We start from the raw sequence: 14,559 nt of genomic DNA, 5'->3' as shown, positions 1-14,559 counted from the left end.
CCATGGGCGTGGGAGCACCGGACCGTGAGGAGTACGGGCCCCGGACCCGACCGCTGCCCTTCGAGCGCGGGACGGACGGCCCTCGGGTGATCATGGTGGGCATCGACGGCACCCGGACCTCCGAGCGGGCCGGCTCCTACGCCGCCGGCCTGGCCCGTCGGCAGGGCGCCGCGCTGGTGGTGGTCTTCGTCAGCTCGCCGAGCGGGCTGACCGCCCTGGTGCCCGGCATGGACGCCGGCGCGGTCCAGCGCACCCACGACGAGTTGGCCGACGAGCTGCGCCGGGAGTGCCGGCGTGGGGCCGAGCAGTGGGGCATTCCGGTGACCCTGCTGGTGCGGCGCGGCGACGCGTACGGCGAGCTGTGCGCGGCGGCCGACGAGTTCCAGGCCGACATGGTGGTCGTCGGCGCCTCCGAGCAGGCCGGACACCGGCTGGTCGGCTCGGTCGCCACCCGGCTGGTCCGCGCCGGCCGCTGGCCGGTAGTCGTGGTGCCCTGATAACCCGTCGCGGTATGTCCGAGGTGCCGGGCAGGATGCGCGGCATGACCTGGATCGCGCCGGAGATCACCCGGACCCCCGAACCGTACGTCGGCGACGAGCGCACCATGCTCGACGGCTGGCTCGACTACCACCGACAGACGCTGCTACTCAAGTGCGCCGGCCTGACCGAGGAGCAGTTGCGGACGCCGAGCGTGGAACCGTCCGGGCTGACCCTGCTCGGCCTCGTCCGGCACCTGGCCGAGGTGGAGGCCTGGTGGTTCCGGGAGAACTTCGCCGGCGAGCCTGTCGACTACCCGTACTTCACCCCGGAGAACCCGGACGCCGACCACGACGTCAGCGCCGCCGACGCCGCTGCCGACTTCGCCATCTTCCACCGCGAGGTGGCGCTGGCCCGCGAGGCCGCCGCCGGCCACTCGCTCGACGAGACGTTCACCGAGGTCGGCGCGAAGAAGCGCACCTTCAACCTGCGCTGGGTGTACGTGCACATGATCGAGGAGTACGCCCGGCACAACGGCCACGCCGACCTGATCCGGGAACGCATCGACGGCGTCACCGGCGAGTGACGAACGCTCAGTAGTCCAGGGCCGCCCGCAGGTAACGCAGGTCGGCGTGGCCGCCCCACCGGTGCGCCGACAGCCCGGCGGCCCGGGCACCCCGCACGGCCCAGTCCTCGTCGTCGACGCAGAGGACCCGGGCCGGCGGGGTGGCCAGGGCCACGCAGGCGGCCTTGAAGTATTCCGGAGCCGGCTTGTGCACGCCGATGACCGAGGAGTTGACCACCACGTCCAGCTCGCCGACCAGGCCGAGCGCGGCCAGGTCGGCGTCGAGCAGGTCGGTGGCGTTGGTGCCCAGCCCGACCCGGACGCCCGCCGCACGGACCTCCCGAACGAACGCCAGCACCTCCTGGTCGACCTCTCCCCGGTAGCTCTGCCACTGCTCCACAGCGGCGCGGGCCCGTTCCGGGCTGCCCACCGACTCGGCGAGGGCGTCCGCCACGCTGTTCATCCACTCGGCGTGGTTGACCTGGCCGGTGAGCACCGGCTGGAGCCGCCCCCACTGCATGGCGATCTCACCGAGCACGCCCTCGGAGAGGCCGTACTCCCGCTCGACAACGGCAGCCACCGCCGGGTCCCACCGGCGCAGTACGCCGTCGAAGTCCAGCAGGAGCGCCGTCGCGCGTTCCCGAGCCACTACCCGTTCTCCTCGCCGCGGCCGTGCCGCTGGTCGTCCTCGTCGGCCCGGTTGAGCCGTTGGCTGATCACCTGAGTGACCCCACTGCGCATGGTCACGCCGTAGAGCGCGTCGGCGATCTCCATCGTCCGCTTCTGGTGCGTGATGACGATCAGCTGACTCTTCTCGCGCAACTGTGCCAGCAACGTGATCAGCCGGCCCAGGTTGACGTCGTCCAGGGCCGCCTCCACCTCGTCCATGATGTAGAACGGGCTGGGCCGGGCGCGGAAGATCGCCACCAACATGGCCACCGCGGTCAGCGACCGCTCGCCACCGGAGAGCAGTGACAGCCGCTTGATCTTCTTGCCCGGCGGGCGGGCCTCCACCTCGACGCCGGTGGTGAGCAGGTCGTCCGGTTCGGTGAGGATCAGCCGTCCCTCGCCACCGGGGAAGAGGACTGTGAACACCTGCTCGAACTCCCGGGCGGTGTCCTCGAAGGCGCTGGCGAAGACCTCCAGGATCCGCTCGTCCACGTCCTTGACCACTGTGAGCAGGTCCCGACGGGTGGCCTTGAGGTCCTCCAACTGCTCGGAGAGGAACTTGAAACGCTCCTCCAGCGCGGCGAACTCCTCCAGCGCGAGTGGGTTGACCTTGCCGAGCAGGGCGAGTTCGCGTTCCGCCTTGGCGGCCCGCTTCTCCTGCACCGGCCGCTCGTAGCGCACCGGCTCGGGCACCGGCAGACCGTCACGTTCGGCCGCCGCGACGTCCACCTGGGTCGGCGGAACGGGCTGAGTCGGACCGTACTCGGCGACCAGCGTCTCCACGTCCAGCCCGAAGTCCTCGGCGGCCTTCGCCTCCAACTGCTCGATGCGCAGCCGCTGCTCCGCGCGGGCCACCTCGTCGCGGTGCACCTGGCTGGTCAGCCGCTCCAACTCCGCGCCGAGCCGCTTGGCGGCACCGCGTACCTCCTGAAGCTCCGCCTCCCGTGCGGCGCGCTCGAGGGCGACCGCGTCACGGTGCTCCGCTGCCGTCGCGATCGAGGTGGTCAGCCGGGTCAGCGCCTCCCGGGCGCCACCGGCGACGGACCGGGCGATGCCCGCGCCCCGGGCGCGGGCGGCCCGGCGGGCCGCCGCGCGTTCCCGGGCGGCCCGCTCCGCGGCGGCCTGCCGCGCGAGCGAGTCGGCCCGGCCGGCGATCGAGGAGACCCGCTCCTCGGCGGTACGCACGGCGAGCCGGACCTCCATCTCGTTCTGCCGGGCCTGCGGCACCATGGCCGCCAGCTGATCCCGCTCCTCGGTCGAGGGCTCGGCGTCGACCGGGGTCTCCTCGGCCAGCCGTAGCCGCTCCTCCAGCTCGGCGAGCGCCGTGAGGTCCCGTTGCCGGGCGGCCTCGGCGCGGGAGCGGGAGTCGCCGAGCCGGTCGGTCTCGGCCTTCGCGGAACGGGCCGCCGCGCCCAGCTCGGCCAGCCGGCGAGCGGCGGCGTTGCGGTGGCTCTCCGCCTCGCGCTTCTCGGCGGCGGCGTGCTGCACGGCCTCCTTGGCTGCCGCCACCTCGGCGTGCGCCTCGACCAACTGATCACGCAGCTCCAGGCCAGCGCGTTCGGCGGTGACCCGGTTGGCGCGGGCCTCCTCGACGGCTGCCTGCACCTCGATGTAGCTGGGGGCCTTGGCCGACCCGCCCGCCGCCGCGTACGCCCCGACCACGTCACCGTCCGGGGTGACCGCCCGCAGCTCGGGGTTGCTGGCGACCAGCTCGGCGGCGGCGGCGAGATCGTCGACGAGCGCCACGTCCCGCAGGGCCCGGTGCACCGCCGGACGCAGCTCGGCGCTGCACTCCACCAGGTCGGGCGCCCACCGGGCGTCGTCCGGCAGCTTCGGGCGCAGCGCGTCGGCGGAGCCGGTCATACCGGGACCGGCCGGACTGCCGACCAGCAGGCCGGCCCGGCCGGCGTCGGAGATCTTCAACAGCCGCATCGCCTCGACGGCCTCGTCCACCCCGCTGACGGCGACCGCGTCGGCGAGCCCGCCGAGCGCGGCGGCCAGCGCGGCCTCGTGACCGGGCGCGACGGTGAGCAACCCGGCGAGGCTGCCGAGCAGACCGGGCACGTCCCCGGCGCGGGCGAGCAGCGCCCCGGCGCCGTCCTTGCGCCGCAGCCCCAGGGCGAGCGCCTCCTCGCGGGCCTTCCAGGTGGCCGCGTCCTTCTCCGCCGCCCGCTCGGCGTCGGACAGCGATCGGACGGTGGCCTGGGCCCGTTCCTGCACGGCGACCGCCTCGGCGTGCCGGGCGTCCAGGTCCGCGTTGTCCCGGTCGGCCTCGGTGGACTGGGCGGCGACCGCGTCCAGGTCGGCCTGCGCCTGCTCGGCGCGGCCCAGCGCGTCGGCGTGCGCGATGGCGAGGCGTTCGATCTCCTCGCCGGCGCTGGTGGTCCGGGCCCGGGCGGAGTTGACCTGGCCGGTGAGCCGGGCCATCCCCTCGCGCCGGTCGGCGATGGCCTTGGCCGCGGCGACCAGCTCACGCTCGGCGGCGGCCAACTGCCGCTCCAACTCCTGGCGGTGCTCGACCGCCTCGGCGAGTCGGATCTGGTCGTCGGTGAGCGCGCCGCGTAGCTCCTCCTCCTGCTCGCGGACGCGTTCCGCCTCGGCCTCCAGCTGGTCCGGATCGCGGCCGGGCCGCTCGTCGTCGCCGGTGGCGCTGAGGTGCCGCAGCCGTTCCCGGGCCAACTGCTCGATCGAGCGGAAGCGTTCCTGGAGGGCGGAGAGCTTGTACCAGGTGTCCTGGGCGGCGGCGAGCAGCGGCGCGTCCTCCGCGAGGGCGGCCTCCAACTCGCCGAGCCGGCCCTGCACCTCGGCGTGCTCACCCTCGATCTGCTCGCGCCGCTCGCGCAGCGCGGTCTCGTCGGCGATCTCCCGGTCGAGGGTGGTCCGCAGGGTGGCGAGGTCGTCGGCGAGCAGCCGAAGCCGGGCGTCGCGCAGGTTGGCCTGGATGGCGGCGGCGCGCCGGGCCACCTCGGCCTGCCGGCCCAACGGCTTGAGCTGACGACGCAGTTCGGCCGTCAGGTCGGTCAGGCGATTGAGATTCACCTGCATCGCGTCGAGCTTGCGCAGCGCCTTTTCCTTGCGCTTGCGGTGCTTGAGGACGCCGGCCGCCTCCTCGATGAACGCCCGGCGGTCCTCCGGCTTGGCGTGCAGCATGCCGTCGAGGCGGCCCTGCCCCACGATGATGTGCATCTCCCGGCCAATGCCGGAGTCGGAGAGCAGCTCCTGGATGTCGAGCAACCGGCACGAGTTGCCGTTGATCTCGTACTCGCTCTCGCCGGAGCGGAACATCCGGCGGGTGATGGAGACCTCGGTGTACTCGATCGGCAGCGCGCCGTCGGTGTTGTCGATGGTGAGGGTGACCTCGGCGCGACCCAGCGGCGCCCGGCCGGCGGTGCCGGCGAAGATGACGTCCTCCATCTTGCCGCCGCGGAGGGCCTTGGCGCCCTGCTCGCCGAGGACCCAGGCGATGGCGTCGACGACGTTGGACTTGCCCGAGCCGTTCGGGCCCACCACACAGGTGATCCCGGGCTCCAGCTTCAACGTCGTCGCGGAGGCGAAGGACTTGAAACCCTTCACCGTCAGGCTCTTGAGATACACCTACTCGATCCTCGTCCGGTGGCCGCCGTACCGTCGCCGGCTGTGGGGACCTGGGTGAACTCGCAGACTAACCCGCCGGTCGGAGCGGCCCGGCACGCGACCCGCCCCGCGTCGCGTCGACAGTGGGCGCGCTGTTGTCCGGGAGACCGCGAGAAAGACAAGCGCCTTTCATGATCGGCTTATCCGCCGACGCGCTTTTCGGTAACTGTGCGGCGTGCTTCCCGCACGATCTGCCGCAAGATCATGAATCGTCGGCGCCGAAAAGACCCCCGGACAGTGTTACGCGCCGGCACAGAGGTGTCGGCGCGCATTTTTGCGATGGTGCGATTCAGTTTTTACGACCTGAAGATCAGGTCAGCGCCGGCTCGGCCAGACGGAGCAGATCGTCCGCCTCCGCCGCAGCCGCCGCGAGCCGATCATTGTCGGCACGCAGACGCGTGATCTCGAACTCCAGTGCCTGAACCCTGGCACGCAGTCGGGTGACCTCGTCGAGCAGACGCCGGTCGGGCGCTGCACCTACGTGGCCGTAGAGGGCCTTCGCCATGCTGACTCCTTGATATGCGCTGCCGGAAAGGCCGGCCAACGCGCGCCCATTTGTACGCGGCTGTCATTCCAGGCTGTATCTGGGCATGACCGGGCGCGACTGGCGACACCTATATATTGAGCCGCAAACCCCTCCTTCGTCAAGTTCTCGCAGGCCGTAGATCATCTCTACGTCGACCTGTCCACTTGTCGGGGGGCTGCCGCAAGGCACGGACACTCTCTGTCCGGACGCCTTTACTGTACGCCCGGATTCACGGAAGTCCGCACCCTGGCGTCCGACTTCCCCTTAACTCTTTCTTAGCCACGTTGCCGCAGGTCGTAGGCGCGCCGTAGCGTCACCCCGGCCCGCAACCGACCCCTGGAGGCATAGGCGTGTACGGCTGGACCGATCCGATGGACCCGAACGGCGCCCCCCGGCGCGCCGAGGGACCGACCGACGAGCCGGCCTGGCTGCACGACCGCCCGGAGCCCCGCTCGGCCTACCTCTTCGGCGACGAGCCCGGTCAGCCGGGCGACGAGTGGCACCGGGAGCAGCCCACCGGCGGCGGCCGGCAGTCCGACCCCTTGACGCCCGCCGACGCCCACACCGCCGCCTGGCCGGCCCCGCAGCCGGAAGACCAGACCGGCGGCTGGGACGACAACCGCCCGGCCCAGGACGCCACCGGCGGCTGGCATACCGAGACGGCCGGCGGCTGGCACACCGACACCGACCCGGAGACCACCGACGAGTGGCGCGGCACCGCCGAGACCGGGCGGCCCGGCGAGGGACGGCACCGCTCCCCACGCCGCTGGCGCCGGCCGCTGATGATCGGGGGCGCCGCCGCGGCCGCCACCCTCGTGGTGAGCTTCGGCGTCGGCGCGCTCACCCTGCCCGGCGGTGACGACGGGGCCGCGCAGCCGACAGCCGTCGACGACACCTTCGCCACGTCGGCCGCGCCGACCGGAGAGCCGGCGCTGGACACCCTCGCCGCACCCTCCCCGTCAACGATCCCCACCCCGGCGTCTCCGAGCCCGTCGCCGAGCAAGGTCGTCAAGCCCACCCCGGCGGCGTCGCGGAGCACCGCCGCGTCGCGCCGCAGCGTCGAGCGCAGCAGCGCGCCGAGCAACACCGGCGGCTCCACCGGTTCCAACGGCTCCAGCGGCTCCGTCAGCGCCCAGGCCCGCGAGGTGGTGGACCTGGTCAACGCCGAGCGGGCCAAGGCCGGTTGCAAGGCGCTGAGCATCGACGACAAGCTGATGACGGCCGCCCAGCGGCACAGCCAGGACCAGGCCGACAACCAGGATATGTCGCACACCGGCAGCGACGGCAGCAACGCCGGCGCCCGGCTGGACCGGGTCGGCTACGCCTGGCGCACGTACGGCGAGAACGTGGCCTGGAACCAGAAGACCCCGGCCGCGGTGATGGACGCGTGGATGAACAGCTCGGGCCACCGGGCCAACATCCTGAACTGCGCGTTCACCGAGATCGGCGTCGGCATCGCCAGCAGCAACGGGCCGTACTGGACGCAGGTCTTCGCCGCGCCGCGCTGACCGCGCGTCGTTCCCGCCCCCGCGCTCGTTGACCCGGTGAGGTACGTCGGGCCGGAGCGTGGGGGCCGCGTACCGGTGCGGGCGGCGACCGGCCGCCCGGGACCCGGGAGCTGCCGATGCGGATCCGGCCGCGGCGACGCGTCGCCGTACGCCCACTGCGCCGCCTCCTGTCCGCCTGCGTCGCTCTCGTGCTCCTGGTGCCGGCGTACGGGTGCCGGCCCGCACTGACCCCGCCCGGCGCGCCCACCGCGTGGCCGGCGACGCAGGCCCGGCACTGGCAGTGGCAGTGGCAGCTCAGCGGCCCGCTCGACCCGGCGGTGGACGCCCACGTCTTCCTCCTCGACCCGGTGGCCACCACCGCCGCACAGACCGCCGACCTGCGCTCCCGGGACCGCCGGTTGATCTGCCAGGTGAACGTGGGATCGGTCCGCTCCGACGACCCGGACGCCAGCCGGTTTCCGGACGTCGTCCGGGGCGCCGGCGGGCGTCGACCCGACAGCCGGTGGCTGGACGTCCGGAGTTGGGACGCGCTCCGGCCGGTGCTGGCCGACCGGTTCCGGCTCTGCCGGGGCAAGGGCTTCGGCGCGGTGGCACTCTTCGACGCCGACGGGTACACGGCACGCACCGGCTTTCCGCTCGACTTCGACGACCAACTGCTGTTCAACCGCCGGCTCGCCGAGCTGGCCCGCTCGCTGAGCCTCTCCCCCGGGCTGGTCAACGACGTGCCGCAACTCGCCGCGCTGGCCCCGGACTTCGACTTCGCGGTCAACGAGGAGTGCGTCCGGCTGGCCCAGTGCGCCAAACTGCTGCCGTTCAGCGACGTCGGCAAGCCGGTCTTCCACGTCGAGTACACCGGCTCGACCGACGACTTCTGTGTCACCACCGTCGGCTACGGCTTCGCGTCGATCCGCAAGAACCGCATGCTGGACGCCTCCCGGGAACCCTGCCCCCTCCCCTGACCCCGTCCCCGCGATCTTGCACTTTCGGTTCCCGATTTGCCGGGTTGACCCCGCTACGTCGCGACAGAAAGTGCAAGATCGGCAGGCAGGAGGGCGGAGGGGGTTCGGGTGGTTAGGGGACCGGGACCAGCTCTGGGGCGGGGGCTGGCGGGTCGGTGGGCGCGGGCGTTGGGCGGGGACGCAGGAAGCGCGGGGCCCACCAGTTGGCGTCGCCGAGCATGGTCATCAACGCCGGCAGCACCACTCCCCGGATGATGGTGGCGTCCAGCAGGATCGCCGCCGCCAGACCGATGCCGAGTTGCTTCATGTCGATCGTGCTCAGCGTGGCGAAGATCGAAAAGACCCCGACCATCACGATCGCCGCGCTGGTCACCACCCCGGCCGACGAGGTGATCCCGTACGACACGGCGTCGCGGTTGGACAGGCCGGACCGGATGCCCTCGCGGATCCGACTGACCACGAAGACGTGGTAGTCCATCGAGAGGCCGAAGAGCACCACGAACAGGAACAGCGGCAGCCAGGACACGATCGCACCCATCGACGTGAAGCCGAGCAGTCCCTGCGCCCACTCGCCCTGGAAGATCAGCACCAGCAGGCCGTACGCGGCACCGGCGGAGAGCAGGTTCAGCGCGATCGAACTGGCCGCGATCACCACCGACCGGAAGGTGAACGTCATGACGAGGAAGGTCAGCACCAGCACGAAGCCCATGACCAGCGGTAACTTGTCCCGGACGTGCTGGGCGTAGTCCTCGCTGTCGGCCACGCCCCCGCCCACCGCGTACTCGATGCCGGGAATGCCCCGCAGCTCGGCCGGGACCAGGTCCCCGCGCAGCTTTTCCAACGACTGCACCGACCGGTCGTCCCGACTGGCGTACGGGGTGGGGACGTCCAGCACCGAGACCCGCCGGTCGGCCGACACCTCGATCTTCGGGCCGTCCGCCTCGGCCGGGGCGAACAGCGGATCGCCGGCCGCCCGGGTGGACAGGCCGGTGAGGGCGGCGCGTACCCGGCCGGCCTGGTCGGCGGGCGCCCGGACAGCCACCACGTGATTGGTCCCGGCGCTCGGGAACGCGGCGGTGAGCCGGTCGTACGCCTGCATCGCCGGAGTCGTGCGGGGCAGGTCCTCCATGCCGGGGAACTTCAGCTTCATGCCGAGCGCCGGCGCGGCCAGCGCGAGCAGCAGCCCGACCGAGATGACAAGCGTCGCCACCGGCGCGCGCAGCGCGGGCCGGAGCACCGCCGGCCACAGCCGGGGCGCACGGGGCTCGCCGTGCCGGCCGGTACGCGGTGCGGTCAGTCGCCAGAGCAGCGGCACCCGGGGCCGGTCCACCCAACGGCCGAGCCGGGCCAGCAGGGCGGGCAGGACGGTCAGTGAACCGGTCACCGCGACGGCCACCACGAGGATCGAGCCGATGGCGAGGGACGAGAAGACCACGTCGCCGGCGAGCAGCAGCCCGGCCATCGAGATGATCACCGCGACGCCGGAGACCACCACGGCGTGCCCGGAGGTCTCCGCGGCGATCTCCACCGCGTCCAGACCGGACCGACCCTTGGCGCGTTCCTCCCGCTCCCGACGGATGTAGAAGAGCGAGTAGTCGACGCCGACCGCCATGCCGATCAGCAGGATCACCGGCGCCGTCGTGTCGGTGGCCGGCACCAGATGCGAGGCGAGAGTGGACAGACCCATCGCGGCGGCCACCGAGGAGAGTGCCAGCAGCACCGGCACGCTCGCCGCGATCAGCGCGCCGAACGCGATGATCAGGATCGCCAGGGTGACCGGGAGACTGAGCAGCTCGGCGCGCTTGAAGTCCTTACCCAGGGTGTCGTCGAGGGCCTGGCCGATCGACGGTCCGCCGACCTGCTCGACGCGCAGCCCGGGATGCGCGGCCTGCACCGTGGCGGTGGCGTCGCGCAACGGCTGCACCCGCTCCGAGGCCGTCTCCGGGTCACCCGACATGGTGATCGGCAGCAGCAGCGCTGAGCCGTCCCGCGCGGTGACCGGCTGGCCGACCCCGGCCACCCCGGCGACCGTACGCAGCCGGGCCGCCGCATCGTCGGCCGCCGACTTCGCCGCCGCCGGGTCCAACGCGCCACCCCGGGAGGTGATGAGGACGTTGTCCACGGCCGGGTCGCCGAAGTCACCGGCGTCCACGATGAGGCTGGCCCGCCCCGCCTCGCCGATCGCCTGGTCACCGCTGGTGGCCTCGTTGAGCCCGGCGGCGCTGCCGCCCACGAAGCACACCGCCACGAACACGGCCCACAGTGCGATCGCCCGCCACGGGTGCTCGGCGCTCCACCGCGCCAGCCGCACCGTCACCGGTCTTCTCCCCATCTCGGGTCCCCCTGTCACGTCAACCCCCTGTCAACGGTGCTGACGCTAGGTGCGTGACGAGGCGGTCACATCGGGGATCGACCTGGGCCCACCCTGGAACCAGCAGACCGGGCGCGGGGGTGCGTTCGCCGGGGTCGAACCCCGATCCGGACGTACACCGGGGTCCACCCCGGAGTGACCCGCCGCGACCCGCCGGCGTTACCCCCGAGCTGGCTCCGGGTCATCCCCGAAGGGAACCCCGGGGGCGTGGCTGACAGTGCGGGCAGCTGTACGAGGACCGGTTCATGAACGCCTCACGGCGGATCGGCGCGCCACACCGCCGGCACGGCTCGCCCTCGCGGCCGTACGCGTTGAGCGCACGGTCGAAGTAGCCGCTCTCGCCGTTGACGTTCACGTAGAGGGCGTCGAAGCTGGTGCCGCCCTCGCTGATGGCCTCGGCGAGCACGTCGCGGACGTGGCCGAGCAGGCGCTGCGCGGCCGGGCCGGTCAGCGCGTCGGTGGGTCGGCCGCCGTGCAGCTTGGCGCGCCAGAGCGCCTCGTCGGCGTAGATGTTGCCCACTCCGGAGATCAGGGTCTGGTCGAGCAGTGCCCGCTTCACCTCGGTGTGCCGGCGGCGCAGCGCCGCGACGAACGCCTCGTCGGAGAAATCCGGGTCCATCGGGTCGCGGGCGATGTGCGCGATCTCGTCGGGCAACTCGGCGCCGCCCTCGCTCACCGAGAGCCCGCCGAACGTGCGCTGGTCGACGAAGCGCAGCTCCGGGCCGTCGTCGCTGAACCGGAACCGGACCCGAAGGTGGGTCTCGTCCGTCGTCCCGGGTGGCTGGAGCAGCAGCTGACCCGACATGCCGAGGTGCCCGACGATCGCGTCACCGCTGTCCAGTGGCAGCCACAGGTACTTGCCGCGACGGCGGGCGTCCAGCACCGTCCGGCCAGCGAGCACGTCGGCGAAGTGCACGTCGCCGGGAGCGTGCCGGCGGACCGCACGCGGATGACGAACCTCGACCGAGGCGATCCGACGGCCGACGACCCACTGGGCCACGCCCTGCCGGACGGTCTCCACCTCGGGCAGCTCAGGCACGCGGCCGACCCGTCTCGTGACCGTCGGCGCCCCCGGCCGGCAGCGCCTGCGCCAGGTGGTCGGCCTGCTCGGCCTGAGCCGCCCGCTCGGCGCGCTCCAGCGGCCCGAACGGCTCGTCCCGGTCGGCCGAGTCGTCCCGACCGATCGGTTGGTCCTGACGATCGTCGCCGGCCCGACCACCCTGGCCCTCGTCGCCGGCCCGACCATCCTTGCCGTCGTCGCCGTTCTGACCGTTCTGCTCGGCGAGCGTCCGCCAGGCTGCCTCGGCGGCCCGCTGCTCGGCCTCCTTCTTACTGCGCCCCTCGGCGCCGCCGTACCGGATGCCGGCCACCACCACCCAGGCGGTGAACGTCTTGAGATGATCCGGGCCGGTGCCCTCGATCCGGTACTCCGGGACGCCGAGACCGAGCGCCGCCGTCAACTCCTGGAGGCTGGTCTTCCAGTCCAGGGCGGCCCCGCGACCAGCCGACTCGGCCATCAGCGGGTCGAAGAGCCGGTGGATGACGATCCCCGTGGTGTCCAGGCCGTACTGGAGGTAGATCGCGCCGAGGAGCGCCTCCAGCGTGTCGGCGAGGATGCTCGCCTTGTCCCGGCCACCGGTCGTCTCCTCACCCTTGCCGAGCAGCAGGTACGCGCCCAGCCCGTCCGGGCCCAGACCGCGGGCCACGTCGGCGAGCGCCCGCATGTTGACCACGCTGGCCCGCAGCTTGGCCAACTGCCCCTCAGGCAGATCAGGGTGGTTGTGGAAGAGCGCCGTGGTGATCACCACGCCGAGCACCGAGTCGCCGAGGAACTCCAGCCGCTCGTTGGTCGGCAGCCCGCCGTTCTCATACGCGTACGACCGGTGGGTCAACGCGCGCTGGAGCAGCTCGGGTTCCAGGCTCACTCCGAAGGCGGCTTCCAGGTGACCGACGGACGCCCGCCGCCGCTTGTCGTTGCTCATGTGCGTACCTCGGTGTCGGTGGAGCGGTCGGTGCGACCCGTCGCGGCGTCGCGGTCGAGCAACGCGGAGACCAGATCGGTGGCGCGCCGCCGCCACAGGTGGGCGGCGAGAGCTATGCCGGAGGCGACGTCGTCGGCGCGGGCGGACCCGTGACAGACGACCACCGTCCCCGCGACGCCCAGCAGGGCCGCCGCGCGGGGCGCGCCGCCCTGGGCAGGTGGGCCGCCGGCCATCGCGTACGCGCCCTCAATGGCCTTGAGCAGCACGTTACCGGTGAAGCCGTCGGTGACCACCACATCGGCGCGCGTGCCGAGGGCCACGTCGTACCCCTCGACCAGGCCGACGTAGCGCGCCCCGCCGGGCAGCGGTTCGACGGCGAGCAGGGGGTCGGTGGCGCGGCGGACCCGGTCGCCCTTGCCGGCCTCGGTGCCGACCGAGAGCAGCCCGACGCGGGGTGCGGCGATCGAGTGGGCCACCGCCGCGTACGCGGCGCCGAGCACTGCGTGACGGGCGAGGGTGGCCGGGCGGGGTTCCAGGGAGCCGCCGACGTCGAGCAACACGACGGGCCCCGCCACGGCGGGCAGGGTGGCGGCCAGCGCGGGTTGGCGGATCTCCGGCGAGCGGCCGAGGCCGAGCACGGCAGCGGTGACTGTGGCACCGGTGGCGCCGGCGGAGACCACGGCGTCGGCCGTCCCGTCCCGGACGGCGGTGACCGCGGCCCGGACGGTGCTCTCGGAGCGGGCGGCGCTGGGATGGTCGGCCATGCCGACGACATCACGAACGGGCCGCACCGTGATCCGGGCGCGTTGCGCCGGATCGAGGGCAGCAATCAGCTCGTCGGCGACCTCGGTCGGACCGACGAGAAGCAGATGCAGGTCAGGGTCGGCGCGCATGGCCCGCAGAGCGCCGTCAACCACGACGGCGGGAGCGTCGTCCCCGCCGAGGAGGTCAACGGCGATCCGCGCGGCGCCCGGCTCCACCGGAACGCCGGCCGGATCGGTCCGGCCGGCGTCGGAGGGAGCCGGAGCACCGGGCGAATGCCAGGATGCGCGCGCCGCCCGACCTGGGGTCGGGGGCGTCACTCGGCGTCCAGGTCAGACCTCGAGAACCTGGCGGCCGTTGTAGGTGCCGCAGACGGAGCAGGCAGCGTGCGGCAGCTTCGGGGACTTGCACTGCGGGCACGCAACGGTCGCGACCACTGTCGCCTTCCAGTTCGCCCGGCGAGACCGGGTGTTGCTGCGCGACATCTTGCGCTTCGGGACGGCCACGGTTCTTACTCCTCTGTAACGGTCAGTTGCGACAGGCCCGCCCAACGCGGGTCGATCTGCTGGTGACTGTGGTCGGCCGGCAGATCGTCCCAGTGCGCCCCGCATTCGGGGCACAGTCCTGGGCAGTCCTCCCGGCAGAGCGGGTTGGTCGGCAGCGTGAGCACCAACGCGTCCCGCAGCGCCGGCTCCAGGTCGATCAGATCGCCCTGCATCCGGCCCACCTCGTCCTCGTCGGTCGTGGCGTCCGTGGTGCTGTCCTCGTACGCGTACAGCTCCTGGATCGTCACGCCCATCGAGTCGTTGATCTCGCGCAGGCAACGGCCGCACTCGCCCCGGACGGGACCGGTGATGGTCCCGGAGACGAGCACGCCCTCGGACACCGACTGCAACCTCAGATCGAGGTCGAGGTCCGCGCCCTCCGGCACGCCGATCAACTCCACACCGAGGTCCGCCGGTGCCGGCACGACCCGCTGGACCTCACGCAACGCGCCAGGGCGACGCGGCAGGTCCCTCGTGTCGAGGACCAGCGGCGACCTGGGGTTGAGTGTCGATGGCGAGTGCTTGGGCATAGTTAGACTCCGGCCGGTGAGAGGCCGACAAA

General features: G+C 72.6%; 12 protein-coding genes and 1 pseudogene. 4 read left to right on the top strand and 9 right to left on the bottom strand.

From position 1 onward, the window contains the following. Positions 1 to 2 precede the first annotated feature (2 nt). Both PSH03_RS32110 and PSH03_RS32105 read left to right on the top strand, forming a co-directional pair. Positions 3 to 497: a universal stress protein gene (locus PSH03_RS32110; protein ID WP_238684606.1), complete on the top strand. Its 495-nt coding sequence runs from the start codon at positions 3 to 5 to the stop codon at positions 495 to 497. Between the two features lie 44 nt (positions 498 to 541). Then, positions 542 to 1,063 carry a DinB family protein gene (locus PSH03_RS32105; protein WP_238691300.1) on the top strand — a complete coding sequence of 174 codons (522 nt, stop codon included), beginning with the start codon at positions 542 to 544 and terminating at the stop codon, positions 1,061 to 1,063. A 7-nt stretch (positions 1,064 to 1,070) separates the two neighbouring features. On the opposite strand, the gene PSH03_RS32100 is transcribed toward PSH03_RS32105, so the two are convergent. The 3 genes from PSH03_RS32100 to PSH03_RS32090 all read right to left on the bottom strand — a co-directional run bounded on the left by PSH03_RS32100 (position 1,071) and on the right by PSH03_RS32090 (position 5,849). After that, the gene (locus tag PSH03_RS32100) at positions 1,071 to 1,691 is read right to left on the bottom strand and encodes an HAD family hydrolase (RefSeq protein ID WP_210784388.1); all 621 of its coding nucleotides are present in this window, start codon (positions 1,689 to 1,691) and stop codon (positions 1,071 to 1,073) included. Continuing rightward, positions 1,691 to 5,305 carry a chromosome segregation protein SMC gene (smc, locus tag PSH03_RS32095; RefSeq protein ID WP_238691299.1) on the bottom strand — a complete coding sequence of 1,205 codons (3,615 nt, stop codon included), beginning with the start codon at positions 5,303 to 5,305 and terminating at the stop codon, positions 1,691 to 1,693. Before smc ends, PSH03_RS32100 begins: the two co-directional genes overlap by 1 nt. A gap of 349 nt (positions 5,306 to 5,654) precedes the next feature. Further along, the gene (locus PSH03_RS32090; RefSeq protein WP_007456482.1) at positions 5,655 to 5,849 is read right to left on the bottom strand and encodes a hypothetical protein; all 195 of its coding nucleotides are present in this window, start codon (positions 5,847 to 5,849) and stop codon (positions 5,655 to 5,657) included. A gap of 371 nt (positions 5,850 to 6,220) precedes the next feature. Between PSH03_RS32090 and PSH03_RS32085 the strand changes: the two genes are divergently transcribed. Together PSH03_RS32085 and PSH03_RS32080 are read left to right on the top strand one after the other, a co-directional pair. Further along, on the top strand, positions 6,221 to 7,378 hold the full coding sequence (locus PSH03_RS32085) for a CAP domain-containing protein (protein ID WP_210784390.1): 1,158 nt from the start codon (positions 6,221 to 6,223) through the stop codon (positions 7,376 to 7,378). 116 nt (positions 7,379 to 7,494) lie between these two features. Continuing rightward, positions 7,495 to 8,337, top strand: coding sequence for an endo alpha-1,4 polygalactosaminidase (locus tag PSH03_RS32080; RefSeq protein WP_210784391.1), 843 nt, complete (start codon positions 7,495 to 7,497; stop codon positions 8,335 to 8,337). Between the two features lie 112 nt (positions 8,338 to 8,449). On the opposite strand, the gene PSH03_RS32075 is transcribed toward PSH03_RS32080, so the two are convergent. The 6 genes and pseudogenes from PSH03_RS32075 to PSH03_RS32050 form a co-directional block, all read right to left on the bottom strand. Next, the gene (locus tag PSH03_RS32075) at positions 8,450 to 10,669 is read right to left on the bottom strand and encodes an MMPL family transporter (RefSeq protein ID WP_238691298.1); all 2,220 of its coding nucleotides are present in this window, start codon (positions 10,667 to 10,669) and stop codon (positions 8,450 to 8,452) included. A gap of 220 nt (positions 10,670 to 10,889) precedes the next feature. Next, on the bottom strand, positions 10,890 to 11,747 hold the full coding sequence (mutM, locus tag PSH03_RS32070; protein WP_238691297.1) for a bifunctional DNA-formamidopyrimidine glycosylase/DNA-(apurinic or apyrimidinic site) lyase: 858 nt from the start codon (positions 11,745 to 11,747) through the stop codon (positions 10,890 to 10,892). Positions 11,748 to 11,940: 193 nt separating this feature from the next. Next, a pseudogene (gene rnc / locus PSH03_RS32065) lies at positions 11,941 to 12,690 on the bottom strand (ribonuclease III); the annotation flags it as partial. Next, positions 12,687 to 13,670, bottom strand: coding sequence for a phosphate acyltransferase (locus PSH03_RS32060; protein ID WP_210784406.1), 984 nt, complete (start codon positions 13,668 to 13,670; stop codon positions 12,687 to 12,689). The gene PSH03_RS32060 and the pseudogene rnc, both read right to left, overlap by 4 nt. A 114-nt stretch (positions 13,671 to 13,784) precedes the next feature. Further along, positions 13,785 to 13,958, bottom strand: a complete 174-nt coding sequence (rpmF, locus tag PSH03_RS32055) for a 50S ribosomal protein L32 (RefSeq protein WP_030335284.1) — start codon at positions 13,956 to 13,958, stop codon at positions 13,785 to 13,787. A 5-nt stretch (positions 13,959 to 13,963) separates the two neighbouring features. Then, a complete protein-coding gene (locus PSH03_RS32050) occupies positions 13,964 to 14,527 on the bottom strand; it encodes a YceD family protein (RefSeq protein WP_110562455.1) in 564 nt (187 codons plus the stop codon). Positions 14,528 to 14,559 lie beyond the last annotated feature (32 nt).

Source organism: Micromonospora salmantinae, assembly GCF_022230905.1.
Taxonomy (GTDB): domain Bacteria; phylum Actinomycetota; class Actinomycetes; order Mycobacteriales; family Micromonosporaceae; genus Micromonospora; species Micromonospora salmantinae.
Note: the sequence above shows the minus strand (reverse complement) of the source record. Positions and strands in the feature narration are given on the sequence as shown.